At 69.7% G+C, this 23593-nt stretch carries 17 protein-coding genes and 1 tRNA gene; 8 read left to right on the forward strand and 10 right to left on the reverse strand.

Annotated features, from left to right (window positions below):
* Positions 1-11 precede the first annotated feature (11 nt).
* From KEG38_RS44950 to KEG38_RS44960, 3 genes are read right to left on the reverse strand one after another with little or no spacing between them, the layout of a single operon-like run.
* Positions 12-665 carry a glutathione S-transferase family protein gene (locus KEG38_RS44950; protein WP_272426899.1) on the reverse strand — a complete coding sequence of 218 codons (654 nt, stop codon included), beginning with the start codon at positions 663-665 and terminating at the stop codon, positions 12-14.
* Between the two features lie 54 nt (positions 666-719).
* Positions 720-2384, reverse strand: a complete 1665-nt coding sequence (locus tag KEG38_RS44955; protein WP_272426900.1) for a methyltransferase — start codon at positions 2382-2384, stop codon at positions 720-722.
* Positions 2381-4729, reverse strand: coding sequence for a glycosyltransferase (locus tag KEG38_RS44960; RefSeq protein WP_272426901.1), 2349 nt, complete (start codon positions 4727-4729; stop codon positions 2381-2383). Before KEG38_RS44960 ends, KEG38_RS44955 begins: the two co-directional genes overlap by 4 nt.
* A 164-nt stretch (positions 4730-4893) precedes the next feature.
* Between KEG38_RS44960 and KEG38_RS44965 the strand changes: the two genes are divergently transcribed.
* The 3 genes from KEG38_RS44965 (at position 4894) to KEG38_RS44975 (ending at position 7702) form a co-directional block, all read left to right on the forward strand.
* Positions 4894-5895: a carbohydrate kinase family protein gene (locus tag KEG38_RS44965; protein ID WP_272426902.1), complete on the forward strand. Its 1002-nt coding sequence runs from the start codon at positions 4894-4896 to the stop codon at positions 5893-5895.
* Positions 5892-6743 carry a BtpA/SgcQ family protein gene (locus tag KEG38_RS44970; RefSeq protein WP_272426903.1) on the forward strand — a complete coding sequence of 284 codons (852 nt, stop codon included), beginning with the start codon at positions 5892-5894 and terminating at the stop codon, positions 6741-6743. The genes KEG38_RS44965 and KEG38_RS44970 overlap by 4 nt, the downstream gene beginning before the upstream one ends.
* Before the next feature lie 152 nt (positions 6744-6895).
* Positions 6896-7702 carry a DUF4241 domain-containing protein gene (locus tag KEG38_RS44975; protein WP_272426904.1) on the forward strand — a complete coding sequence of 269 codons (807 nt, stop codon included), beginning with the start codon at positions 6896-6898 and terminating at the stop codon, positions 7700-7702.
* A 9-nt stretch (positions 7703-7711) separates the two neighbouring features.
* On the opposite strand, the gene KEG38_RS44980 is transcribed toward KEG38_RS44975, so the two are convergent.
* Complete coding sequence (locus KEG38_RS44980) at positions 7712-8629, reverse strand: hypothetical protein (protein ID WP_272426905.1); 918 nt, start codon at positions 8627-8629, stop codon at positions 7712-7714.
* A 108-nt stretch (positions 8630-8737) separates the two neighbouring features.
* On the opposite strand from KEG38_RS44980, the gene KEG38_RS44985 reads away from it, so the two are divergent.
* Positions 8738-9106, forward strand: coding sequence for a sensory rhodopsin transducer (locus KEG38_RS44985; protein ID WP_272426906.1), 369 nt, complete (start codon positions 8738-8740; stop codon positions 9104-9106).
* Between the two features lie 3 nt (positions 9107-9109).
* Here KEG38_RS44985 and KEG38_RS44990 read toward each other — a convergent pair whose 3' ends face one another.
* Positions 9110-9556 carry a hypothetical protein gene (locus KEG38_RS44990; protein WP_272426907.1) on the reverse strand — a complete coding sequence of 149 codons (447 nt, stop codon included), beginning with the start codon at positions 9554-9556 and terminating at the stop codon, positions 9110-9112.
* A 381-nt stretch (positions 9557-9937) separates the two neighbouring features.
* Between KEG38_RS44990 and KEG38_RS44995 the strand changes: the two genes are divergently transcribed.
* Positions 9938-12175, forward strand: coding sequence for a squalene/phytoene synthase family protein (locus KEG38_RS44995; protein ID WP_272426908.1), 2238 nt, complete (start codon positions 9938-9940; stop codon positions 12173-12175).
* A gap of 136 nt (positions 12176-12311) precedes the next feature.
* Positions 12312-15722 (forward strand): squalene/oxidosqualene cyclase, encoded by a 3411-nt coding sequence (locus KEG38_RS45000; RefSeq protein WP_272426909.1) that lies wholly within the window; start codon positions 12312-12314, stop codon positions 15720-15722.
* A gap of 318 nt (positions 15723-16040) precedes the next feature.
* On the opposite strand, the gene KEG38_RS45005 is transcribed toward KEG38_RS45000, so the two are convergent.
* Positions 16041-16574 (reverse strand): tellurite resistance TerB family protein, encoded by a 534-nt coding sequence (locus KEG38_RS45005; protein WP_272426910.1) that lies wholly within the window; start codon positions 16572-16574, stop codon positions 16041-16043.
* Between the two features lie 97 nt (positions 16575-16671).
* On the opposite strand from KEG38_RS45005, the gene KEG38_RS45010 reads away from it, so the two are divergent.
* A complete protein-coding gene (locus KEG38_RS45010) occupies positions 16672-18456 on the forward strand; it encodes an FG-GAP repeat protein (RefSeq protein WP_272426911.1) in 1785 nt (594 codons plus the stop codon).
* On the opposite strand, the gene KEG38_RS45015 is transcribed toward KEG38_RS45010, so the two are convergent.
* Positions 18410-18829: an arsenate reductase ArsC gene (locus KEG38_RS45015; protein ID WP_272426913.1), complete on the reverse strand. Its 420-nt coding sequence runs from the start codon at positions 18827-18829 to the stop codon at positions 18410-18412. The genes KEG38_RS45010 and KEG38_RS45015 overlap by 47 nt on opposite strands.
* Positions 18830-18846: 17 nt before the next feature.
* The gene (selB, locus tag KEG38_RS55845) at positions 18847-20796 is read right to left on the reverse strand and encodes a selenocysteine-specific translation elongation factor (protein ID WP_272426915.1); all 1950 of its coding nucleotides are present in this window, start codon (positions 20794-20796) and stop codon (positions 18847-18849) included.
* Positions 20797-20842: 46 nt separating this feature from the next.
* On the opposite strand from selB, the gene KEG38_RS45025 reads away from it, so the two are divergent.
* A tRNA-Sec gene (locus tag KEG38_RS45025) sits at positions 20843-20937 on the forward strand.
* A gap of 157 nt (positions 20938-21094) precedes the next feature.
* Here the strand turns inward: KEG38_RS45025 and KEG38_RS45030 are convergent.
* Positions 21095-22474 carry an FHA and sigma-54 interaction domain-containing protein gene (locus KEG38_RS45030; RefSeq protein ID WP_272426916.1) on the reverse strand — a complete coding sequence of 460 codons (1380 nt, stop codon included), beginning with the start codon at positions 22472-22474 and terminating at the stop codon, positions 21095-21097.
* A gap of 16 nt (positions 22475-22490) precedes the next feature.
* Positions 22491-23588, reverse strand: a complete 1098-nt coding sequence (locus KEG38_RS45035; protein WP_272426917.1) for a serine/threonine-protein kinase — start codon at positions 23586-23588, stop codon at positions 22491-22493.
* Positions 23589-23593: the final 5 nt, after the last annotated feature.

Below are 23593 nucleotides of genomic sequence, written 5' to 3' on the forward strand. Positions count from 1 at the left end.
GGAAAGAGGGCTCAGCCGCGGCGTTTTGCCATGAGCTGGGCAAACGCCTCGCGGCTGTCTTCGCGGACCCGCGCGACGTGCGGCCGCTGGCCGATCCTCTCGACGTACGCAACGACCTGGGGCACCTCGGCGAAGACGTCCGCGCCGAACACGCGCTGGGTGGCCAGCGAGACGAGCGGGTAGTGCACGGCCACCGCGCAGTCGGCGAGGGTGAACGCGGAGCCGGCGACGAACGGATCGAACTTCGCGAGCTGCAAGAAGGCCCGGACGCCCTTGGCGAGATCGGCCTTGATCGCGGCCTTGGCCTCGTCGGTGAGCGAAGCGCCCATGAACGCAGAAGGGTAGGTACGCCGCGCGACGAGCTCGATGTTGAGCTCGAAGATCTGGATGAGTTCGCGGACCTTGGCGCGGGCGAACGGATCACGCGGATAGAGAGGGTTGTCCGGGTACACCTCCTCCAGGTACTCGCAGATCACCTGCGACTCGCAGACGACGCCGTGCGGCGTCTCCAGGACGGGCACCCGGCCCATGGGAGATCGCGCGAGATACTCGGGATCCTGGGAGGGAAAACAGCTCGGATCCTCTTCGTGCGGGATGCCCTTCTCCAGGAGAGCGAGGCGGACCTTGTTGTGGTAATTGCTGATGCGAAAGCCGCAGAGCTTCATGCGTCGGATGATGGATCGGATGGGGGCTCCGTGGGAAGGGCCTACCAAGAGCCGTCAGGCGGGCGACGCCACGAGGATTTGCGGCAGGGACGGCGTCGCTTGCACGCGCGTGAGCTGGAGCCCCGCGGCGTCGAGGATTCGCTCGAAATCGTGGCGCGTCCGCTCACGGCCGCCCGTCACGGCAAGGAGGTGGAGGTCACAGAGCCCACCGCCGGGTCCGACTTCGTCGAGCACCATTTCCACGATGGCAATGCGGCCGCCTGGTTTTAATGCATCACGCGCGCGGGCGAGAAGGCGGATCGCGTCGGGGTCGTCCCAGTCGTGGAGCACACGCGCGAGGAGCACGACGTCGGCCGAGACAGGCCAGGGCTCGAAGAGGTTCGTTTCGACGAACCGAACGGAGGCCCTCGGCTCGGCTGCCGCCACGACGCCCGGGAGATCGAGCACGAGGACCTGGCTCGAAGGCCACGTCGCGGCGACGAGAGATGCAAGCGTGCCCGTGCCTCCGCCCGCGTCGACGACGACATCGCCGGCCTGAATGGGCAAACACGCAACCAGGGGCTCGTAATCGTACCGGGCGTAGCTCTCCAGCATGCGGTGGTGCGTGCGGCATCGTTCCGGCAAGCGCGCGACCTCGCGGAAGATGTCGTCGGGCCGATGGACCTCGGCGCGTAATGCCCTCGCGAGAGAGGTCCACCGCTCCCGGAGCGGTCCCGCGTATTCGAGCGCGGCGCCGGTGAGCGTGAGCGGATGATCCGCGCGGAGAAACGCGCCTTTGGGTGTGGCGATCCAGTCGCCGTCGGGTCGCCGCGTGGCCACGCCGAGTTCCGCGAGGGCCCGGAGCAAACGCCGCATCTTGTCGACGGGCGTCCCGCAATGCTCCGCGAGAGCGTTTTCCGTGCCGGGCAAACCGTCGAATACGCCGAGGGACACGGCCGCGGCGAGCGTATCCGTCCTCCAGTGCCCCACGAGGTCCGCGGAGAGCGCGGCGAAATCGGTCGCGCGGGCGGGCCGAATCTCCACGATCGTATCGCCTCGCTCGTCGATGACCTCGCGTCCCCCGTCGAATCGCTCGACGCGCGCCTGGCCATTGTAGAACGGCTCGACCGCCTCGAATCGGCGCGCGTACATGGCCCGCCCTCCCCGATCCACGTGCATCCACCCGGATTCGTCCCGCGCGCGGGCAAACCCCTTGTGGAACACGTCGAGGTCCACGAACCAGAGGCCATGCCAAAGCGTGCCGTCCGCGCGAACGTGGGTCGAACGCCCGTCCTCGGCCTGCACCACGGCCGAGCCCTCGCGAAAATCGCCGGCATAACGCCATCGCGTCGCGGAAATCGGACGACCCCCGGGATCGAGGTGGCCGTAGAGCCCGCGATCGTCACGGAAGGCGCATCGATCGTGCTGATAGTTCCCGCACCAGGCGTGACGGTCGTGATAGAGGTCGGTCCCCTCCGGCAGGATATGGTGCCATCCATCCCGCCCGCGCACGGCGGCTCGGCCCTCGTAAAAGCCGAACGTGCGCTCGAAGCGCCGCGGATATGCGGCCCGTCCAAACACGTCGATGTGAAAGGCCTCGTCCGCGCGGCGCACGGGCGCGAGGCCCGGCGCATGGAACGCGAGGACCTCGTCGAACCGCTCGTCGTAAAGGGGCTCGCCAGAGACGACGTGGTGCGTGCCCTCCTCGGCCACGCGCGCGCGTTGCCATTCCATCGTCATGGCGTTCCCACCGGTTTGCGCATGTTGCAGCCGAGGCAAAGGCCTCGCGTTCGATAGGTCGCGACGAGGCGCCGATACGGTTCTCCGTTCCAGATTTCCAAAAGCCCCTGGGCACGCAGCGACCCGAACTCGCCGAGCGTGCGTCGCTGCTCGTCCGGGGCGCAGCACGGATCGAACCGGCCCTCCGCGCTCACCCACGCCTCTTGCCCCAAAAAGGGACAAGGCCCGCCCGGCGCGAGGTCTTCCGACGCGGATTCCGAGAGGAGGAAAATGTTCTCCAGCAGGAGGTATTTTCCATTGGACAACGTCTTCGCCGACGCCGCGGCACGCGCGTCGAGCACGGCCGCGTTCCACCGCTGGATCGCTTCGGGGCTCCGCCGCATCGAGAGCTCTTCGATCTCCGGGAAATGCGCCCAGAGGTGGTGGCCTTTGACGCGATCGACGCCGAGCTCGATCGCGAGCCGCACGATATCGGCGAGTTCGTGGACGTTCGTCTCCAGGAACGTGAGCTGAAACGTGACGCGGCACCGGTCGGGGTTCGTCCGGGCATGCGTGTCGCGCACATCGACGAAGGTGCGCACGTCGTCGAGCATCTTCTCCCATCGCGCGCCGATCATGACGCGCTCCTGTGTCCCCTTCGTGGCGCCGTTCCAGGAGATTTTGACGTCCGACGTCACGGGCACGATACGCTCGGCCCAGGCGCGGGCGCCGAGGCGCGGGAACGTCCCGTTCGTGGTGAGGTTCATCTTCACGCCGTACTTGCGGCAGAGCTCGATGATCTCCTCGAAATGCTCGTAGAGGAGCGGCTCGCCCATGGTGGAGGGGATGATCTCGCGGAGGCCCTTGCCCGCGGCCTCTTCGACCACCTTGCGAACGAGCTCGATCGGCATGACCCGGCGAGGTTTGCCGAGGAGCCGGCGTTTGTCCTGCTTGTCGCTGTGCGGGGAGTGCTCCTCGCACATCACGCATTGCAGGTTGCAGGTGTCCGGGTTCGTGTCGAACGTGATGCGCCACGGCCCCGGCCGCGGATCGAGCCGGGCCGTGTCCCTGCGCGCGAGGGCTTTTTCGTACATGGCCTCGACCGCGCGCACGTGCGAATCGATGTCGGGGACGCGACCTTCCGGATCCTGCACGTACCCTCGGCTCCCGAGGCGCCGCGCGAGGTCCGGCTCGTCAACGAGGCGCTGCATCTGCTTCGCGAGCGCCGAGGGATCGCGGTGCGCGAACAGGAGGCCATTCTCCTCGTGATGGACGTACTCTGCCATTCCGCCGACATCCGCCGTGATCACGGGGACGCCGGCCGCGAGGGCCTCGTGAATGACGAGCGGAGAGTTCTCCACCCACACGCTCGGTACGATGATCGCATCGACCCGATCGAAGACGTCGCGCACCATGTCCTGGTTGCGATATTCGGGAAGCCATTCGATGCGGCCGGGCGCGTCGCCGGGCAGCCGCCTTCCGAGCTCCCGCAACGCATCCGTGTCCTGCCCCCGCGGTCGCCCCCAGATCCGCAGGCGCGCGTCCCCACGAACCGCGCCGAAGGCCTCGATCAAATGGTGAATTCCTTTGGCCGGGATGTGCGTCCCGATGTACCCGAACGTGAACGGCTCGCCGCGCTCCCGGCGGCGTCCCCGAAGTCTTTCGAGTTCGAACCCGTAATCGAGGTACGTGAGCTTCCGTGGCGGGATTCCGAAATGATCACGGTACCGATCGTGGAGATACCGCGAAGGCGCAACGAAGACGTCCACGAGCTCGACCATTTCGCGCACGTGTTTCATGCGCCGCGACACCCAGCCCGTCCAGTAGGCGACGTCCTCGGCACGCTCGTCGGGCGCGCCGGAGAAATACCGCGCGTAGCAGCGCTCGGCGCATGTTCGATCTTCCTGCCCGTCGCAGGCGGCCCAGAGGTTGTTCGGATCTTCCGGGTGCATCTGCATGAACTGGCCGCGCGGACACATGAGCCAGTAATCGTGCAGCGTGTAAACGATGGGGATCTGTCGCGTGGCCGGGACGACGAGGAGCGACGTGGAGAGGTGATTGAGGTGGCCCACGTGGACCACGTCGGGGCGAAGCTCGTCGCAGAGCTCGGCGAACCGCTGATCCACCTCGACGTGCCTGTACCTGTCGCGGCTCCGCGGCATGTTGACGACGTGCAGGGTGACGCGCGAATCGGACACGTCGTGCTCGCGCCGGAGCGCGAAATCGGGGGCGAACGAGTCCTCCTCGCGCGTGAAGACGTGCACCTCGTGGCGCGGCGCGAGCGCGTGGCAGAGGGTCTGCGTGTACACTTCCGAGCCGGCGTTGTACCGCATCGGGTACCCGTGAATGACCTGCAGGATCTTCATGTTCCGCTCCCCTGCCGAACCTCGTTCATCCTACACGTGATCCCCTCGCGGATCTCTATCCGCGGAGCTTAGCCGAGGACCTTCGCCAGCCACCTTGCGGTCAGCTCGCGATATGGCGTGCCCATGATGGCTTTCGGAGACCGTCCGGGCTAGAGTCTGTCGGCATGGTTTTCCTCGTCGTCGGCGACGCGAACGCAGACCTCTCGAGCACGCTCGTGCGTTTTCCGGACGAGGGCGACGACGTGCCGATGACGTCGCTCGGGTACAGCAGCGGCGGCTCGGGCGCGAACGTGGCGACGGCGCTCGCGAAGCTCGGCGCGCGCGCCCGGCTCGTCACGGCGGTCGGAAGTGATCCCGGGGCGGAGATCGCGCTCCGGGCCGCCAAGGAGGCGGGCGTCGATCTTTCGTTCGTCGAGACACACGAGGCGGTGGCCACCGGGCACTGCGTCGTGGCCATTTCCCCCGGCGGCGAGCGGACGTTCCTGAGCTTCCGCGGCGCGAATGCCGTGGTCTCGTGCCCCGATTTCGCGGCGGTGTTCCAGGACGTCGTGCACCTGCACGTGGCAGGGCACGCGCTTCTCGAAGGCGAGCAGTGGACGACGACGCTCGCGTTGATGGAGGAAGCGCTTCGCCGCGAAATCCCCATTTCACTCGACATTTGCCTGCCGCTCGTCCGCGCCCGGGCCGCGGAGCTCTTCGCGCTCGCCCCGCAGTTCTCGGTGCTCTTCGGCAACCAAAGCGAGCTCGGCGCGCTCGGCGGGTTTGCCCCGGAGAACCCCATCGCCACCTCCTGCGAGGCCGCCATCGCGGAGCTCCTCGCCGCGGGCGTGCCGCTCGTCGTGGGCAAGCTCGGCGCGCAGGGCGCCGTCGTGGCCGAAGGGCCCGCACGAACGTTCCTGCCTTCTTTTCCCGCCGACGTGCGTGATACGACGGGCGCCGGAGATGGGTTCGTCGCGGCATTCCTTTACGCGTGGCGCCGCGGCGCCTCCGTGGCAAACGCAGGCAGGCTGGGCAATGCCGCAGGCGCGCTCGTCGTGAGCCGGCTCGGCGCGGCGACATCGCTGCCGGGGCGGGAGGAGCTTTCCCTCCTGCTCTCGGGGCATGGAATCGAGCTGGAATCATTCTTGTTCGCAAACAAAAACCCAACGATCGGAAGGGAGACATGACGCCTCCGTGGAAAGCGCGCCTCGACGCGCTCAAGCTCCAGGATCTCGGGGACCTCTTCGGCACGAAAAAGCCCGTCCTCGGAATGGTGCATTGCTGGCCGCTGCCCGGCGCGCCGGGATATTCGGGTTACGGGATGGACGTGATCCTCGAACACGCAATCCGCGACGCACGCGCGCTCGCGGAGGGCGGCGTGGACGGGATCATCGTGGAGAACATGTGGGACATCCCCTTCCGCGCAGGATCCCACATCGCGCCCGAGAGCATCGCGGCGCACGCGGTCGTGGCGCGGGCCGTGGGGCAGGTCGTGCCCTTGCCGCTCGGCATCAACCTCGTGCACAACGGCGGCGTCGCGCTGCTCGGAATCGCGATCGCCGCGGGCGCGAAGTTCGTCCGGGTATGCATGCTCGCGGGCGCGGGCGTGTGGGAGGCGGGGTCGTGGGACGAGGGGTGTGCGGCGGAGCTCTTGCGGCGGCGCAAGGAGCTCGGCGCCGAACACATCAAGCTGTTCGCCGACGTCGACAAGAAACATTCGGTGCGGTTCCCGGGTATCGATCTCGCGACGCACATCGAATGGACGCGTTTTTCCGGAGCCGACGCGCTCATCGTGTCCGGGAAGATGACGGGGGACGCGCCGGATCTCGCGAAGGTGCGGGAGGCGAAGGCGCTCGCCGGGGATTCGCCGGTGCTCATCGGCAGCGGCGCGACCGAGGAGAATGTGACGGCCTTCCTCGGCGCGGCCGACGGCGTGATCGTGGGATCGAGCATCAAGGAGAACGGGCGCATCGAGGAGCCTGTCGACGTAGAACGCGTGCGCAGGTTCGTGCGGGCCGCGCGCGCCGCCGGTTGATATCCCCCCATTTCCAGCTACCCTCGCCCGCCGTGTTTCCCCCTCGACGCGCCCTTCCGCCGACGTTATCGCTCGCCACAAGTTTGGTGCTGTTCCCGCTCTCCGGATGCAGTACCTCGTCCACGCCCGCGCCTCGGGAAACTTCGCCGGCCGTGGCCGCGGTGCCCACGCCTCCGGGCCATTCCTCGGCGTCCCAGGAGCGCCCCAAGGCGAGCGTACCTGCGCCGTCGCAGCTCGATTTCCACGACCTCTTCGCGGGCGCGCCGCTGCGTGTGCGCGACGAGGAGGCGGACCAACTCGTCGCCGTGCCCGCGCGTCGCTTGGGCATCGGAATGCTCGTGGTGCCGACAGGAAAACTCATGGCGGGTGATCCGCTCGCGAACCTCTCGGCCAACCACGTGCTTTCGCGCACCGTCCCGCCGGGGCGTTACCCCGTCGAGTTGCTCCTCCATGACGACGAGCGAGGCCGTGCCAATGAGCTGCTCCTCGCGCGTGTCGTCTTCGGCGCCGGCCGCCCGACGCGATGGGAGACGGCGGCGGTCGCGGGCCAGAATCCCGCGCCGTCCCGCCCCGGAGTACGCACGGGGTATCCGTCCGACGCCGCGACGGGCTGCTTCGTGGATGCGAGCGTGTTCGCCGAATACACGCCGCCGCCCCAGGTGCGCCAATCCATCCGCGGCGGCATCGTGCACAAGGAATACATCAACGATGGTCGCGCCGAGCGAAACAGCGGCGAGCTCATGCAGGCGCTCCGAGCGACCCGCGACGCGCCGGGCGGGAGCCTCGGTCATGCCGAGTGGAAAGGGACGCTCGGGAACCTCGTCGCGTTCGGGCTCGGCGGAGATCAGGTGGTCCCGACGTACTGGGGGATCGACGCGAGCGGCGCGCTGGTGGAAATCGTATCGGTCATCGGCCTGGATGAAGAGAGGTTTCCGGACGTGCGCTGGCCGGACGGTTGAGAGAGCCCGTCAGGGCTCGGCGAATGCGCGGTAAATCGCCGGATCCGTGATCGAGCGCAGCTTGCCCGAGCCGGCCACGAAGACGTAACGCGTGAGCACGTGTCCCACCTTGCCGCCGAACCGCGAGATCTTGCGGCAATCGGCGGTATAGGTCTCGTTGTCCGCCGGCACCGAGAAATCGCAGAGCTCGTGCACGGCAGCGTAATCTTCATATTTGCCAAACTCGTACTCGAAGACGGCGACCGCCTCGGCGCGTGATTTTTCCTTGAGGAAGACGCGCACGCGCTCGTCGAAGAAGCCCGTGAGCGCGGAGGCGCGGCGCGCATTCAAGGTCCGCTCGAGGTCGAGGACGTTTTTCGCCATGGCCCGGAGCATCGCCGGCTGGATGTCGCGGCCGGCCGCGGCGAGCGCGGGCGTGCAGCAGGCGCCGGCGCGGAACGGGCTCGCCTGCGCCCCGGGAGCGACGGTCTTTCGGCCACACCCCACCCCGCCACCGCGCACGAAAAACCCCGCGTCGCGCTCGGGCGTGAGGGTCCAGGTCTCGACGGCGGAGATGGCCGGATCGGCCTCGCAGGCGGCCTGCCATTGCGTGGCCGTGCAGAGGTGTTTGCCCGCGGCGACGCAGGCGTCCTCCGCGGCGAGCCAGGCCATGCCCTCGTCGCCCGCCGCGCGCTCGAAGGAAAACTCGCCGAGGAGGCTCCCGTCCGCGAGCGTCTTGCTCGGCACTTTGCGGGACGGGAGCGCAGGGAGGCTCGGCGCGGCGGGTGACGGCGCGGCGCTTTCAACACGCGAGGGCGTGAGGGCCGCGCTCGCGGGCGGTGCGGCGGAGGGCGCGGTCTCGGGGGCTTTCGTCGGGGACGCGCTTTCGTCCCGACAACCGGTCCCGAGGACGAGCGAAAGGGCGACCATCCCGACGCGGACGAACATTCGCGAGCAGCATACAGGCAAGCCCGGGCGAAGGGAACGGCGCCTCGTCGGCACGGGCTCTGCAGCGGTGTTTTTCGGGGCGGAAGCGCCCGGACGAGGGGGACCTGGATGAGCAAGCCGGCGGGGTGCAAACGGTGGTCGGTCGCGGAGGGGCACGTGGCGAAGCGAGCGGACGGCGATGGCACGAACGACGTGCTCTGGCTGCTCAATGCCTCCGCGCACGAGGCGCACGTGGAGATCATGGTGTACTTCGAGCACCGCGTGCCGGCCGGGCCCTACCGGCTCACGCTCCTGCCCGAACGGAGCCGGCGCATCCGCTGGCACGAGCTCGAAGGCCCGGAGCCGCTGCCGATCGGAACGGATTTCGCGACCGTGATCGAGTCGGACGTGCCGATCGTCGTGCAATACACGCGCGTGGGCGCCGGAGGCGCGGGCGCGATGACGACGATCGCGCACTGGGAGCGCTGCGGCATGTGACGCTCAGCGAACCGGCGTGCAATTCGGGTAAAGCCGCTGCATCGAGGCCGCGCTGCAGAGCGCGACGATCTCGGGCTGCGTGAGCGTGGTCTCTCGCGAAGCGCGCTCATAACACTCGATCGGCGCGACCGACTCGGCGCAGCGGCAGAGCGCGAGCGCCTGCGCGGAGAGCAGGAGTGCGGCCGAGGCGCGCTCGTAGCAGGCGATCGGCGCATCCGACGTCGCGCCCGCGCACAGGAGATAAGCGTCGTACTGCGTGAGCAGCGTTCGCTCCCGCGCGCGCTGGTAACAGCCGAGCGCAGGGAACGCCTCGTCCGCCTGCACCGGGAGGAACGCCGCATTTTGCGGGTGCGCGCCTTCGGGTTCACGGGAAATGGTGGGCGCGTCGCGCTCGCAGGAGGCGAGCGAGGCGACGAGCGCAGCCCAGATCAAGGCTCCCCTCGTGCTCATGTCCGTCCACGCATGCAATGGTCGGGCGAGAACACGACGTTGCCGAAAAGCAACACCAGAGAGGCAGACCGATGCGAAGTCGACTTCGCGCCCCGCCGCCTCAGCAAGAAAAAGCACGCGAACGTAGGCGGGCGCCCCTTGACACGATTGCCCTCCATGCGCCATGTACGGCCTCGCTGCAAAGTCGAACGATCGGGCTGAACGGTCAGGACGGCAATGCAGTACACAAGCACTGGACACTGATTCTTCGATTACTTCGTTGACAGCCGAGACCACGAGGCGCCGGCGGTAAGGGAGCGGCACGGAATGGCGAGGCATGACGTTTCTGGGCTCCGCGACGCGGGGCTACGGATTGGTTTGTCCGAAGACGGGAGCGGGGCCATGGCCGCCGCTCTGGAGGCGCTCGCCGCGCAGAGGGTCGCCGATCGCGATTTCTGCGTACGGACGCTGCCGCGCGTCTCGCGGACGTTCGCGCTCTCGATCCTGTCGTTGCCCGAGGGGCTCTCCGATTCCCTCTGCGCCGCGTATCTGCTCTGCAGGATCGTCGACAGCATCGAGGACGCGAATCCGATCGCGCCCGAGACCCGCGTTTCGCTCTTCGACGCGTTCGACGCGCTCATGCGGGGCGAGGCGGGCTCTCTGTCCGAATTCGAGGCCCGATTCACGGACGAGGCCATCGGGATGTCCGAGGCCGATCGCGCGCTCTGCAAGGGCGCGGGTGCGGTGTTTCGCGTATACCGCGCGCTGCCCGCGGCCGATCAGGAGGCGATCCGGCCGTGGGTGCTCGAGATGAGCCGGGGGATGCGCGAGTACGCGGGACGCGCGGACGCCGAAGGCAAGACGCGCATCCGCGACGTGGCCGACCTCGAGCGATATTGTTATTTCGTGGCCGGCACGGTGGGCGAGCTGCTCACCGCGCTCTTCGAGCGCGCGGTGCCCACGGCGAGCGAGGAGGTCCGCAAAGCGGCGTGGAGCCGCGCGACGCGATTCGGGCTCGGCCTGCAGATGGTGAACGTGCTGAAAGACGTCGCCGAGGATCTCGATCGCGGCGCGTGTTTCCTGCCGGAAGACGTGCTCGCCCGGCACGGGGTTCGTCGCGACGCACTGCTCTCGCCCGAGGCGCGCGCGGGTGGTCTCGCGGCCGTGTCCGAGGTGTGCACGATCGCGCGCGGGCACCTCGACGCCGCGGTGGAGTACACGCTTTGCTGGCCGGGCCGCGAGGGCGCGGAAGTGCGCGCGTTCTGCGCGGTGCCGCTCGCGCTGGCGATCGCCACGCTGCGCGAGGTGGAGCGTGGCGAGGACACGCTCGTCCGCGGGCGCGAGCCGAAGATCGACAAACGCCTCGTGGCCGAGGTGCTCGCCGGCGCGCGGCGCGCGGCCGAGAGTGATTCCGCGCTCACCGCCCTGTTTGCCCGCGCGGCCGAGGCCAGGCCAAGCGCGCCCGCGGGCGGGACGGGTCGCGTGGCGATGCCGCTGCTCCGCGCGCGGAGGCCGCCGGTTCCGCCCGAGCGGCGCGCGTCGATGACCGTGATTCGCGGCGGCGCGGGCGCGAAAAAGTCGTCAGGTAACGATGCGTCCCGGAATGACGCGCGGACCCGCGAGGGGCGCGTGCTCGTGACGGGCGGCGCGGGGCACCTCGGGCAAAACCTCGTGCGGCGGCTCGTCGCCGAGGGCAAGGAGGTCCGCGTGCTCGTGCGAGGCGCGCGCGGCGCGGCGGCGCTCGCGGGGCTGCCCGTCGAGGTCGTGACCTGCGACGTGCGAGACGCGGACGCGCTCGGCGCGGCGACGCGCGGCGTCACGGAGGTCTATCACGCGGCGGCCATGGTGGCCGAGGGCGACGAGCGGGCGTTTTTCGAGACGAACGTGCTTGGGACACGCGTGCTGCTCGACGCGTGTCGCGAGGCGGGCGTGCGGCGGGTCGTCGTGACGAGCTCGCTCGACGCCGTGCGGTACGACGATACACGCGGCGCGCCGATCGACGAGGCGACGCCGCTCGACCCGTTCTCCGCGCACTCGCCGCACGCGCGGACGAAGGCGCTCGCGGAGCACGAATGCTTGAAGGCCGTGGCCGACGGGCTCGACGTGGTCGTGGTCGCGCCGACGACGCTCGTCGGGCCCTTCGACGATCGGCCGAGCGCGATCGGCCGGGCGCTCGTGGATCACGCGAACGGAAGGCTCCGCGCATTCGCGCGCGGCGCGCTCCTGCTCACGTCGACGCGTGACGCGGTGGAGGCCCACCTCGCGGCCATGCGGAACGGGCGCAAGGGGCAGAAGTACGTGGTCGCGACCGAGCTCGTGTCGATCGACGATCTGCTCTCGTTCTTCGAGGAAGCGAGCGCGCGGCGTCGCCCGCCGTTCGCCGTGCCGGCGCTGCTCGCGCGGACGTCCCTCGCGCAAAAGCTCGCGGCGGCGCGTATGCTCGGGGGCGAGCGCCCGCCCGGCGCGCCGGCGCCCGCGTCCTCGCCGCGGCGCGCGGATACCTCGAAGGCGGAGCGCGAGCTCGGCTTCGTGCCCACGTGCGTGCGGAGCGCGATTTACGACGCATACGCCGATTTCTTCCGTCGGGCGCTCGTGCCCGAGGGCCCCGCATCGCGCGGGGCGCACGTCGCGCGTCCGTGAACGCGTGAGACCAGGGGTGGTCGTGACGCACGGTTTGTCCGGGCGTCCGGGCCGCCCTCGCTTCGATAGGGGGGGACCAGTTCAGGGGTGCCGCCGGTGAATGCCGCGGCTGTGAATGACGAACGAGGTCCTTAGCATGAATGGGAAGGCAGAGAGGCTCGACTACGACATCGCCGTGATCGGCGCAGGTCCGGTCGGCTGCGTGTCGGCGCTCGCGTTCGCGGAGCGAGGCGCCCAGGTACTCTTGCTCGAGTCGAATCCACGCGCGGTCGAGCGGCTCGCCGGCGAATGGCTGCACCCGCCCGCCGTGGAGATCCTCCGCGGGCTCGGCGTGGATCTCAAGGCCGGCACGACGTACGAGTCGGGCCGCGGGTTCGTCCTGTACCCCGACGACGGCACGAACCCGATCGCGCTCCCCTATCGCGCCGGAAATGTCGGCCACGCGATCGAGCACGTCCGGCTCGTCGAGCGGCTGCGCGAGCGCGTGATGAGCGAGGCGCGGATCGACTATCAGCCCGGGTCGCGCGCGACGAACATCGTCGATCAAACCCTCTCGTACCAGCAAAAGGGCGGCGGGACGCGGATGGTCCGCGCCGGGCTCGTCGTGGGCGCGAGCGGCCGCAGCGGCGTGGCCCACGCGGCGCTCTCGATCGACCGGAGCGCGGCGACGTACTCGCGCATGGCGGGGCTTTTGCTCGAAGGCGTGCGCATGCCGCTCGAAGGGCACGGGCACGTGTTCCTCGGCGGGCCGGGGCCTGCGCTCGCATATCGGATCGACAATCGACACGTGCGGCTCTGCCTCGACGTGCCTCTCTCGATGCGCGTGCAGCGCAGCAAGGCGGCGACGCTCTGGGAGGCGTTCTCGCGCATCCTGCCCGAGGCGATGCGGGGTGCATTCCGCAAGGCGCTCGAGAGCGGCGAGATCGCGTGGGCGACGAACCAGATCCGCCCGCGCGTCGATTACGGCCGCGAGGGGCTCGCGCTCGTGGGCGACGCGGTGGGCCACCACCATCCGCTGACGGCGCTCGGCATGACGCTCGGCTTCCAGGACGCGATCGCGCTCGCCGAGGCGAAGAACTTCCGCGCCTATAGCCGCGGGCGCACGATCCAGAGCCGCGCGCCGGAGATGCTCGCCGTCGCGCTCTACGAGGTCTTCGCCGATACGTCGGACGAGACGGCGGCGATCCGCAGCGGGATCTACGACCTCTGGCGCGAGCAACCCGCGGAGCGGATGCGCACGATGGGCTTCCTCTCGTGCGAGGACACGAATCCGCTGCATTTCGGCGGATCGTTCCTGAAGGCGCTGCTCCGCGCGTCGAGCGCGATCGTGCGCGACGGCGTGGTGCGGCGGGATCCGCGGCACGCGGCGGAGGTCGCGGGCGAGCTCGGCATGCGGCTGCGCTGGCTCATGCGGGCGACACTGCACCTCACGCCGGCCGAGCCCACGCGGGATTTCCCGCGGTCGGCCGAGGATCGATATGGCGCGGCGCTGAAGGCGGCGGCCGGGCGCGCGGAGGTGCTCGAGCATCCGGCGGCGGAGCGCGCGACGCGGCTCGGAAAGGCGCGTCTCGAGCCGCGGACGGCGCTCGCGCGGGGCGTGCGCGCGCTCGTGGCCGAGCAGGCCGAGGACGGGTCGTGGGAGGGCGAGGTCATCTGGAACCCGATGCTCGCGGCCCAGTACGTCATGGCGTGCCACGTGATGGGCTTGCCGATCGATCCGGTGCGCCGGGAGCGGATCTTGCTCCAGTTCGCGCGGACGCGTTTGCCCGATGGAACGTGGGGCATGCACGAGCTCTCGCAGCCCTACCTGTTCGTCACGACGCTCGTGTACGTGGCGGCGCGCCTGCTCGGCGTGCCGGCGGAGGATCCGCTTCTCGCGAAGGGGCTCGGGTTCATCCGGAAAGAGGGCGGCGCGGCGGCGATCCCGAGCTGGGGCAAGTTGTGGCTGGCGCTCTCGGGTCTTTATGGCTGGGAGGGCGTGCCGAAGGTGCTGCCCGAGGCGTGGCTCTTGCCGCGATCGTGGGCCCTGCACCCGTCGAAGTATTATTGCCACACGCGGTACATCTACCTCGGCATGTCGCTGCTCGTCGCCGCGCGGCGGAGCGCGCCCGAGACGGCGATCACGCGGGCGCTGCGGAACGAGCTGTATCCGGGCGGGTTTGGCGCGGTCGATTTCGCGGCGGCACGGCGGCAAAGGCGCGCGGCGGAGCTCCAGACGCCGCCGAGCCTGGCGGTCGAATTCGCGTATCAGGCGTTCGAGGTCGTCGATCGGTTTCGGACGCCGAAATCGCGGGCGGGCCTGCTCTCGGCGCTCCGCGAGGAGGTGCGTTACGATCTGCGCGCGAGTGGGCACACCGCATTGTCGCCGGTGAGTGGGCTGCTCGGGATCCTGGCGCTCTGGATGAACGATCCAAAGGATCCGGACGCGATGCTCGCGCTCGAGCGGTTCGAGGGCTGGATCTGGGAGGACGACACGGACGGCGTGCGGGTCGCCGGGGCGCGCAGCGCGACGTGGGACACGTCCTTCGCGGCGCAGGCGCTCGTGGCCGCCTCGAAGCACGTGGACGTCGCCGAGGCGCTCACGCGAGCCGATCGATTCTTGGAGGACCAACAGATCCGCGAGGTGGTCGGGGACGCGGCGGCGCACGACCGGCTCGATCCACGCGGCGGGTATTGCTTCGCCGGGGTCTGGCACGGCTGGCCGGTGAGTGATTGCACAGCCGAGGCGATGCTCGCGCGGCTCGAATCACCACACGCGCGGGCCTCGGCCGAGGACATGGCAGCGGCGGTGCGGTTCGTGCTCCGGTGCCAGAACCCAGACGGTTCGTTCGGCAGCTACGAGGCGCGCCGGACGATGATGCCCCTCGAATGGCTGAACCCCGCGGAGATGTTCGGGGATTCGATGAGCGAAGCGGCGTACGCCGAATGCACGGCCTCGTGCATCGCAGCGCTCGCGGCATTCCAGAAGCATTACCCGGAGATCCTACGGAGCGAGGTCGACACCGCGATCCGCCGCGCCGCAGCGAGCCTGCGCGCGCTCCAGCACGCGGACGGCTCGTTCCCCGCAGCCTGGGGCGTGTGCTTCATCTACGGCACGCTGTTCGGCGTGCGTGGCCTGCTCGCGGCAGGCGCACCGCCGCACGACCACGCCATTCGCAAGGCATGCACGTGGATCAAGGCGCGGCAACGTCCGGACGGCGGCTGGGGCGAGCACCACGAGAGCGCGCTCCGCGGGCAATACCGCGAGAACGATCGGAGCCAGGTCATCCAGACAGCCTGGGCACTCGCAGCGCTGCTCGAAGCGAAGGATCCAGACTGGGACGCGATCGATCGAGGCGCGCGGTTCCTCGCCGCCGCGCAACGCGACGACGGCACGTGGCCCGCAGAAGAGCCGGCCGGCCTCTTCTTCCGCACGGCACTCCTGCATTACACGCTGTACCGAAGTTATTTCCCGATCACGTCGCTTGGCCTCTACGAGACGCGCAGGGCCGAGCGCGAAGCCTGGGGACGCGAGCGCGCAGCCGCATTCGAGCCGGCGTTTGGTTGAGGAGGCGCTGAGCTGGGGCGTTGCCCCAGGCCCCACCCGGGGCTGTCCGCCCCGGGACCCGGACCAGCGCAAGCGCTGGACTCAGGGTCGATGAACTGCGCGATGCGCAGTTCATCGAACAGGAGCGACCCTGCCCATCAAGACAGCCGCGCTGCTATTTCGACCGGCAACGCCGTCCTTGATCTTGCCATCGGCCCGTTGGAAGAACTGCGCATCGCGCAGTTCTTCCACCCCGAGTCCAGGGCTTGCCCTGGTTCGGGTCGAGGGGCGAACAGCCCCCGCGGGGTCCGGGGCAGCGCCCCGGCGCGGCGCCCCCAATCAGCCGTGGGCCTGGCCCATGATCTTGTGCAGCTCGTCGATCGAGAAGCCGAAGGCGCGGGCGAGTGACTGCAGCGCGAGACCTTCCTTCTGACCGACGCCGCCGTCGAGCCATGCGACGGCCGAGGCGACGAGCAGGGTCGCGCGGCGGAGCTCCGGATCGGGCAGGATCTCGGCGATGGCGTGGGCGCGGGCGTCGATGCCCTCGGAGGCGCGGCCTTGGGCGTCGTTCGCCATGGCGGCGAGATGGTCTGCGGCGAACTTGTTCTCCGTGAGTGCACCGACGCGCTCGACGAGACGATCGGATTCGCTGCTCGTGTAGCGCCCGTCCGCGGATGCGACCAGATAGGCGGCCTCGACGAGCGCGCTGATCTGGGCGCCCACGTGCGCCTCTGCGGCGGCGTGCTGGGCTTCGGCCTCGGCCTTCGCGGCGGCCTCGCGCTCGAGCATTTCCTTGTACGCGTCTGCCTGCGCGAGGGCCTCCTGCACCGCTGCGACGTTCCCGAGGCTTCCCAGCCGCTTCACTTCCGCCATGATGACCTCCCTTTCTTTCGGGCAGGGACCTTCGCACGTGAGCGGCGGCATTGTCCACGCCCTTCCGGCGCGGGGGCGATACGATACCGGCCTACCCATGCCCAAGGCGCCCCGATCGAACGCCCCCGCTTGGCTTGCCCTGCTCCTGCCCCTCGCTGCCTGCGATCTGGGTACCGCGGCGCTGGAGCATGTCACTCGCACTGCCGCGGCGCTCGTCGCGACCGAGGTGATCGAGCTTTTGGCGCCGGACGGCGATCCGAGTGACTTCTTTGGCTTCTCCGTGGCGCTCTCGGGGGACACGGCGATCGTCGGCGCGCCTGACGAGGACACGAAAGGCACGGATGCGGGCGCGGCGTACGTGTTCGTTCGGACGAACGGCGGGTGGGCGTTCGAGCAGAAGCTCGTGGCGAGTGATGGCGGGCCGGGGAAATGGTTCGGGCATGCGGTGGACGTCGACGGGGACGTGGCCGTCGTGGGATCGCCGAGGGGCGACGGCGGGGCGCCGGCGTCGGGCGTCGTGTACGTGTTTGCCCGAACGAACGGCGTGTGGACACAGCAGCAAAAGGTGTTCGGGAGCGACGGGAAGCCGGGGGATACGATGGGGCAGGCGGTGGCGCTCGTGGGCGGGACGCTCGTCGCGGGGGCGCCGACCGAGGACACGAAAGGCGTGGACGCGGGGGCGGTGTACGTATTCGGCGAGAATGGTGGTGCGTTCACGCAGCAAAAGAAGATCCTCGCGGCGGATGGGCAGGCGGGGGATCGATTGGGGGCGTCGGTTGGTTTGTCGGGGCAGACAGTGATCGCTGGTGCACCGGGGGAGGACGATGCGGGGTCGGATGCGGGCGCGGCGTATGTTTTCGTGGGCGCGGGGCCGGTGTGGAGCCAGCAAAAGAAGTTCGTCGCGGCGGATGGTCAGGCGGGGGATGCGTTTGGTTCGGCGGTGGCCATCGAGGGGGATGCGGCGATTGTGGGCGCGCCGCTCGCGAATGCGGTCGGGAGTGACGCGGGGGCGGCGTATGCATTCGCGCGCGCTGGGCTCACGTGGGCGGCGACGGGCAAGCTCGTGCCGGAGGGGCTCGGGTCGGACGATCGGCTGGGGACGAGCGTGGCGATCACGAAAGGTCGAGTGATCCTGGGCGCGCTCCTCGACGATACGAAGGGGTCGAATGCGGGCGCGGCCTACGTGTTCACGGAGAATGGGGCTGGATGGGCCCTGGATCTCCTGCTCGTGGCGGGTGACGGAACGGCGGGCGACGCCTTCGGGTTTTCGGTGGCCATGGAGGGGGAGACGGCGTTCGTGGGCGCGTATCTGGAGGACGACGCCGGGACGAACGCGGGGTCGGCGTACGTGTTCGTCCTGAAAAGCGAGAATGGGGAGGCCTGCACGACGGGCGCGGCGTGCGCGAGTGGGTTCTGCGTGGATGGCGTATGTTGTGACAGCGCGTGTGATCTCGGCGTGTGCGATGCATGCGCGATGGCCGCGGGCGCGAGCGTGGATGGGGCATGCACGCGGTTCACGGGGACGGCTTGTGACGATGGGGACGCGTGTACGGTCAGCGATATCTGCGCGGAAGGCGTATGCACGAGCGGAGCGCCCAAAGATTGTGGCGGCGCGGCGTGTGTGGATGGCCAATGCATGACGGAAGCGGACGCGGGTCCGGATGCGGAGGCGGACGCGGGCGCGGATGCGGCACCGGACGCGGAGGCAGACGCGGAAGCCCCCGCGGACGAAGCCGTTCGCCTCTCCGGCGGCGCTTGCCAGATGCAACACGGCACGGGCGAACGCGCCGGCTGGTTTTTCCTGACGCTCCTCGCGGCCGCGCTCGGGCGGTCCTTCAGGTCCGGTCGAGGATCGCCGCGAGGGACTCGAGCTGCCCTTTGATCTCGTCGCGCGCGCGGCGGAAGCGCGCGAGCATCTGCTCGCGGCCGAGGCTCGGATCGTCGCTCGCGGGATCCTCGATCGGCAAGTAATAGTGCTGCTTGTCGCCCAAGGTCGCCGGACAGACCTCCTCGTCGCAGAGGCGGATCACCGTGTCCACGGAGTCGGGCTCGATCGCGCCCACGAATTTCGAGGTATTTCCGCTGATGTCGATGCCGATCTCACGGCAAACCTCGATCGCCCACGGGTTCACGTGGGAGGGCTCGCTGCCCGCGCTCTGGACGCGGATGCCGTCTCCGAAGATGGCTCGCCCGAGCCCCTCGGCCATCTGGCTTCGCGCGGAGTTTTTCACGCACAGAAATACGACGGAGTGCATTTTTGGGCGCTGGAACGTCATTTTCCCCTCACGCGGCTGTCATCGGCCTCGCGCCGCGTGATGCCCTCCCGATCGAACAATTCGAGCAGCGGAATCGCCTGCCTCCGGCCGAGGCCCGATAGATCTTTGAAATCGGCAATCGACATGCGGCCGTGTTTGTCGAGGTGATCCTTCACCTTGGTCCGCAGCGCGTCGATCTCCGCCCGGAAAAACCAAAGCTCGCCGGCGTGGATCGCGTGCCCCTCGCGCACGAGCTTCGCCAGGATCGCCTTCACTTCCTTGGGCGACGCGCCCGAGGCCTCCTTGACGCCGAACTCGGTCAACCCCTTGAGCTGCGCCTTCTCCAGCGCCGTGAGCGCCGCGCCGAGCGCGCCGAGCGCGCCCGAAGCCGACGCAGCCGTGATCTGCGGGGCGCGCACGACGTCCCCCTCGACGACGATGGGCTCGCCCGCGACGCTGCCGCTCTTCGAAGCCGCGAGCTTGATGATCTCGTCGGCCGCCTCGGCCCCAGCCCGCGCGGCGAGGCGCGCCCGCAAGGTTTCGAGGACCATGCCGCGATCGAGCGGGTTTTTCTTTTGATGTGCAACGACGAGCCCACGCGCCTCCACGGCGAGCTCGACGAGCGCGGTACGAGGCACCCAGCCGAGGCGCTTGATGCGCGCGAGCTCGCCCTTGTCGCCGAGCTTGTCGGCCGCGCGTTCGAGCTCGGCCGCAGGCAAGGAGAAGCGCGAGGGCAAGGCGTCACGCGGGAGCGTGCGCGGCGAGGCTTCGAGGGCAAGCGCGCGCATGACAGCCTGCGGCTCGCGCGTGACGAAGAGGGCTTCGAGGACGGCGAGGCGCGCGGCGCGGCCACGCTTGCGCAAGCTCTGGGGCGGGCGCGCGTCGAGGACTTCGCCGCCGCCGAGCACGGCGCCCGCGGGGCCGTCGACGTCGGAACCGCGGAGGACAAATCTGTCGCCGCCGACGACAGCGAGCGCGTCGGCGAGGCGCAAACGGGCGAGGCGGCGGCCGTCTTCGAGCAGTTCGCCGAGGAGGTCGAGCTTGCCCGAGGAGCGCGCGGTGCCGATGTACACGGAGACGCTCATGCCGCTGCGCACAGGGGCCGTGGCCCGGAGCGAGACGTCGAGGCGGCGCGTGGGGACGACACTGGGATCGTCGGTGACGAGGTCGCCGCGGTGCACGGATTCGAGCGGCAAACCCGCGAGGTTCAAGGCGAGGCGAGTCGGGGCTTCGGCAACGTCGACGGCGCGATCGTGGATGTGGAGGCCACGCGCGCTCGTCTTGTGGACCGCGCCCTCGGCGCCGCGCTCGCCCGCGCGGCCGGTGCCGACGACGAAGAGCGGCGCGCCGAGCGGGATTTTGCCTTCGACGAGCGTGCCCGTGACGACGGTGCCGGCGCCGCGCACGGAGAAGACGCGGTCGACGCCGATGCGCGCGCGCGGCGCGGCCGCAAGCGGCGGGAGCGCGGTCAAAGCGCGCCGGACCGCGTCGCGCACCGCATCGAGGCCTTCGCCCGTGCGCGCCGAGCAGAGCACGACCTCGGCCAGCATGCGGCCGGCGAGGAGCTCGACGGCCTCGTCGCCCGCGAGGCGCGCGAGCTCTTCGCCCACGCGATCCATCTTCGTGACGACCACGACGGCGCGGCGAATGCCGAGCAGCTCGCACGCCGCGATGTGCTCCCGGGTCTGCGGCATGACGCCCTCGTCCGCGGCGACGACGAGCATCACAACCTCCATGCCGATCGCGCCGGCGATCATGGTGTGCACGAGGCGGCGGTGGCCCGGGACGTCGATGATGCTGACCTCGATGCCGTCCCCGAGGCTCCACGGCGCAAAGCCGAGCTCGATCGTGATGCCGCGGCGCTTCTCCTCGGGCAGGCGATCCGTGTCGATGCCCGTCAAGGCGCGGACGAGGGTGGTCTTGCCGTGGTCGACGTGACCCGCAGTGCCAAGGACGAAGCGACGCACGGCGCGAGGGTAGCCCTACGCGACAAAACCCGCTAGAAGGGCAGGTGGAAGCGCGCGGTCGGCTGGTGCCACCCCCGGTCTTCAAAATCGGTGCGGGGCAGTTCCGCTGTCCTGGGCAGGTTCGATTCCTGTGCGCTTCCGTCGTTTTCGATGGAGCCGCGTAGCGCCGGGGTTTCACCCCGGGCCCGACCAGGGGCTGTCCGCCCCTGGACCCGGGGCCTGCGCAAGCGCTGGACCCTTGGTGCATCGGCCGCGATGCGGCCGATGCACCGGGGAACGATTTACGGGTGAGGCCCTCTCAGGCGTCGCCGCCCTCGGTCTTGCCGTGGATGCCGTGCCGCTTGAGGTAGGTGCGGACATGGGCGCGCTCCATGCCAGCGCGGCGCGCGATCTCCGAGATGTTGCCTTTCGCCTCGTCGAAGAGCGCTGCGAAGTACTCGCGCTCGAACCGCGCGAGCACGTCGTGCTTGGCCTCCTGGAACGCCTTGCCCTTGAACGATGCGCCTGCGCCGGTCGAGACCGGTCCGCCTGCGCTCGAAGGCGGCGGGCCTGCGACATGCGGCTCGTGGATCTCCGTCAGCGCTCCCAGGTGCGCCGCGACGTCGAGCTCCTCGCCTTCGCCCGCGAGCGCGTACGCCACCGCGACCGCGTTCTTCAGCTCGCGCACGTTGCCAGGCCAGTCGTGGCGCATGAGCCGTTCGAGCGTGGAGTTACTGACCCGATCGAATGCACCCTCGTCGCCGCCGAGATCCCGCAGCATGCGGCGCACGAGCACCGGGATGTCCTCGAGCCGCTGGCGCAACGCGGGTAGCTCCACGCGCACCTGCGCCACACGGAAGTAGAGGTCGCTGCGGAAGGCGCCGGTGTTCACGGCCCGCACGAGATCCCGCCGCGTCGCCGCGAGCACGCGGACGTCGACCTCACGGTACGAGGAGCCGCCCACGCTCTTGATGCGGCGCTCCGCCAGCGCGCGGAGCAGCTTCGGCTGCACCTCGATCGGCAGCTCGCCGAGCTCGTCGAGGAAGATCGTCCCACCCTCCGCTTCCACGAACGGCGAGAGGCGCTTGTCGACCGCGCCCGTGAACGCGCCGCGCTCGTGGCCGAAGAGCGTCGCCTCGGCGAGGCTCGACGGGATCGAGCCGCAGTCGACGACGACGAACGGTTTTTTCGCGCGCGCGCTCGCCTGGTGGATCGCCTGCGCCACGACCTCCTTGCCCGTGCCCGTCTCGCCCGTGATCAGCACGGTGAGGTCCGTCGGCGCGACCTTGGAGAGTTTTTCGAAGATGCCGCGCATCCCGGCGCTCTGCGCGACGAGCGGCCCGAAGGCCGGGATCGCGGGCACCGTGATCCGCTCGGGCCGCGCGGGCTCGAACGAGAGCTCGGTCTCGCCGAGCCGGAGCTTGCACGCGGCGAGCAGGAAGACCTCGCCGACGCGCACGCCGCCCGCGAACGTGCCGTTGCGGCTGCCGAGATCCCGCACGCGCACGCCTTGCTCGGTGGCCACGAGCTCGGCGTGCACGGCGCTGATCTTCGCGTCGTCGAGCACGATGCTGCACTGGGCGTTGCGGCCGACGATCACCGGCTCGGTGCCCACTTCCACCCAGCCCGCCTTGCCGGCCTTGATGCGGCCTCCGCGGACTTCGACCTTGTTTCGTGAAAGGACGGTCGCGTCGTTCACGGCGTCACCCGATTCGTCACCTGCCGGTCCTGCGTCCTCGCCCCAGCTCGAAGGAAACGTCGGGCGCCTGCCCGAGCAGCGGCGTGTCCACCGTCTCCGTGGGCGGATGATCGACCCACGTGGGCTGATCGTCCTGGCTCCCCGCCACATCCGATTCGTCCGCGACCGTCGGCGGATCGGGCGGCGCGAGGTTGAGCGACGAGGGCTCGGGCGCCCGCGGCGGCGGTGGCGGCTGGATCGCGCGTCCTCCCGGCGCGAGCGTGCGCCATGCGTCGAGCGCCTCGCGCGCCGAGTTCCACCGGTTCTCGCGCTTGCGCTCGAGCGCGCGCTCGAGGAACCGCTCGATCCCCGCGGGCCAGCGGTCTCCGGTCGCCTCGGCCAGGCTCGGCGCTTGTCGTTCGAGCTTCATCGCCACGAGCAGCGCCGCCGTCGTCCCCTCGAAAGGCAGCCGCCCCGAGAGCGAGCGGAACGCGACCGCGCCGACCGCGTAGATGTCCGCCCGTTCGTCCGCGCGCGCCGCGCCACGCACCTGCTCGGGCGCCATGTATGCGAACGAGCCCAGCGTCGCATCGAAGGCCGTGAGCGTCGGCTCGTTTTGCTCGCCGTCGCCGCGCTTCAGCTTCGAGATTCCGAAGTCCAGGATCTTCGCGCGCTCGGGCCGCTCGGGGAACGCCGTGCGCTCCAGGAAGATGTTTCCGGGCTTCAGATCCCGATGGATCACGTCGGCGGCATGGGCCGCACCGAGCCCGCAGAGCACGTCTTCGATGATCGGGAAGACCTCGGTGAACGGCAGGTATTGCTCGCGCTTCAGCCGGTCGGCCAGGCTCTCGCCGTCGAGCCGCTCGAAGACCAGCAAATGCGCCCCGTCGGGCGTCTGGCCCACGTCGAGCAGGCTGCAGACGTAGGGGCTCTGGATGGCCGAGGCGATCTTGGCCTCGCGCTGGAAGCGCTGCACGAGGTCGGGCTTCACGGCGGCGCGGGCGAGGAGCACCTTGATGGCCACCTCACGCCCGGTCGTATCGCTGCGAGCAGCCCACACCTCGCCCATACCGCCGCGGCCGAGGAGGCGGGTCACTCGGTAGCCCGCGAGGATGTCGCCAGGGTGGATCGCCACGGACC

Source organism: Polyangium jinanense, from assembly GCF_028435265.1.
GTDB lineage: Bacteria > Myxococcota_A > Polyangia > Polyangiales > Polyangiaceae > Polyangium > Polyangium jinanense.

Bases quoted from the DNA above. Each gene is read 5' to 3' on its own strand.
- KEG38_RS44950 (WP_272426899.1), bottom strand. From the start codon at position 665: ATGAAGCTCTGCGGCTTTCGCATCAGCAATTACCACAACAAGGTCCGC.
- KEG38_RS45005 (WP_272426910.1), bottom strand. From the start codon at position 16,574: ATGGCGGAAGTGAAGCGGCTGGGAAGCCTCGGGAACGTCGCAGCGGTG.
- KEG38_RS44980 (WP_272426905.1), bottom strand. From the start codon at position 8,629: ATGTTCGTCCGCGTCGGGATGGTCGCCCTTTCGCTCGTCCTCGGGACC.
- KEG38_RS44995 (WP_272426908.1), top strand. From the start codon at position 9,938: ATGGCCGCCGCTCTGGAGGCGCTCGCCGCGCAGAGGGTCGCCGATCGC.
- KEG38_RS44960 (WP_272426901.1), bottom strand. From the start codon at position 4,729: ATGAAGATCCTGCAGGTCATTCACGGGTACCCGATGCGGTACAACGCC.
- KEG38_RS45010 (WP_272426911.1), top strand. From the start codon at position 16,672: ATGCCCAAGGCGCCCCGATCGAACGCCCCCGCTTGGCTTGCCCTGCTC.
- KEG38_RS45000 (WP_272426909.1), top strand. From the start codon at position 12,312: ATGAATGGGAAGGCAGAGAGGCTCGACTACGACATCGCCGTGATCGGC.
- KEG38_RS44965 (WP_272426902.1), top strand. From the start codon at position 4,894: ATGGTTTTCCTCGTCGTCGGCGACGCGAACGCAGACCTCTCGAGCACG.
- KEG38_RS44970 (WP_272426903.1), top strand. From the start codon at position 5,892: ATGACGCCTCCGTGGAAAGCGCGCCTCGACGCGCTCAAGCTCCAGGAT.
- KEG38_RS44985 (WP_272426906.1), top strand. From the start codon at position 8,738: ATGAGCAAGCCGGCGGGGTGCAAACGGTGGTCGGTCGCGGAGGGGCAC.
- KEG38_RS45015 (WP_272426913.1), bottom strand. From the start codon at position 18,829: ATGCACTCCGTCGTATTTCTGTGCGTGAAAAACTCCGCGCGAAGCCAG.
- KEG38_RS44955 (WP_272426900.1), bottom strand. From the start codon at position 2,384: ATGACGATGGAATGGCAACGCGCGCGCGTGGCCGAGGAGGGCACGCAC.
- KEG38_RS44990 (WP_272426907.1), bottom strand. From the start codon at position 9,556: ATGAGCACGAGGGGAGCCTTGATCTGGGCTGCGCTCGTCGCCTCGCTC.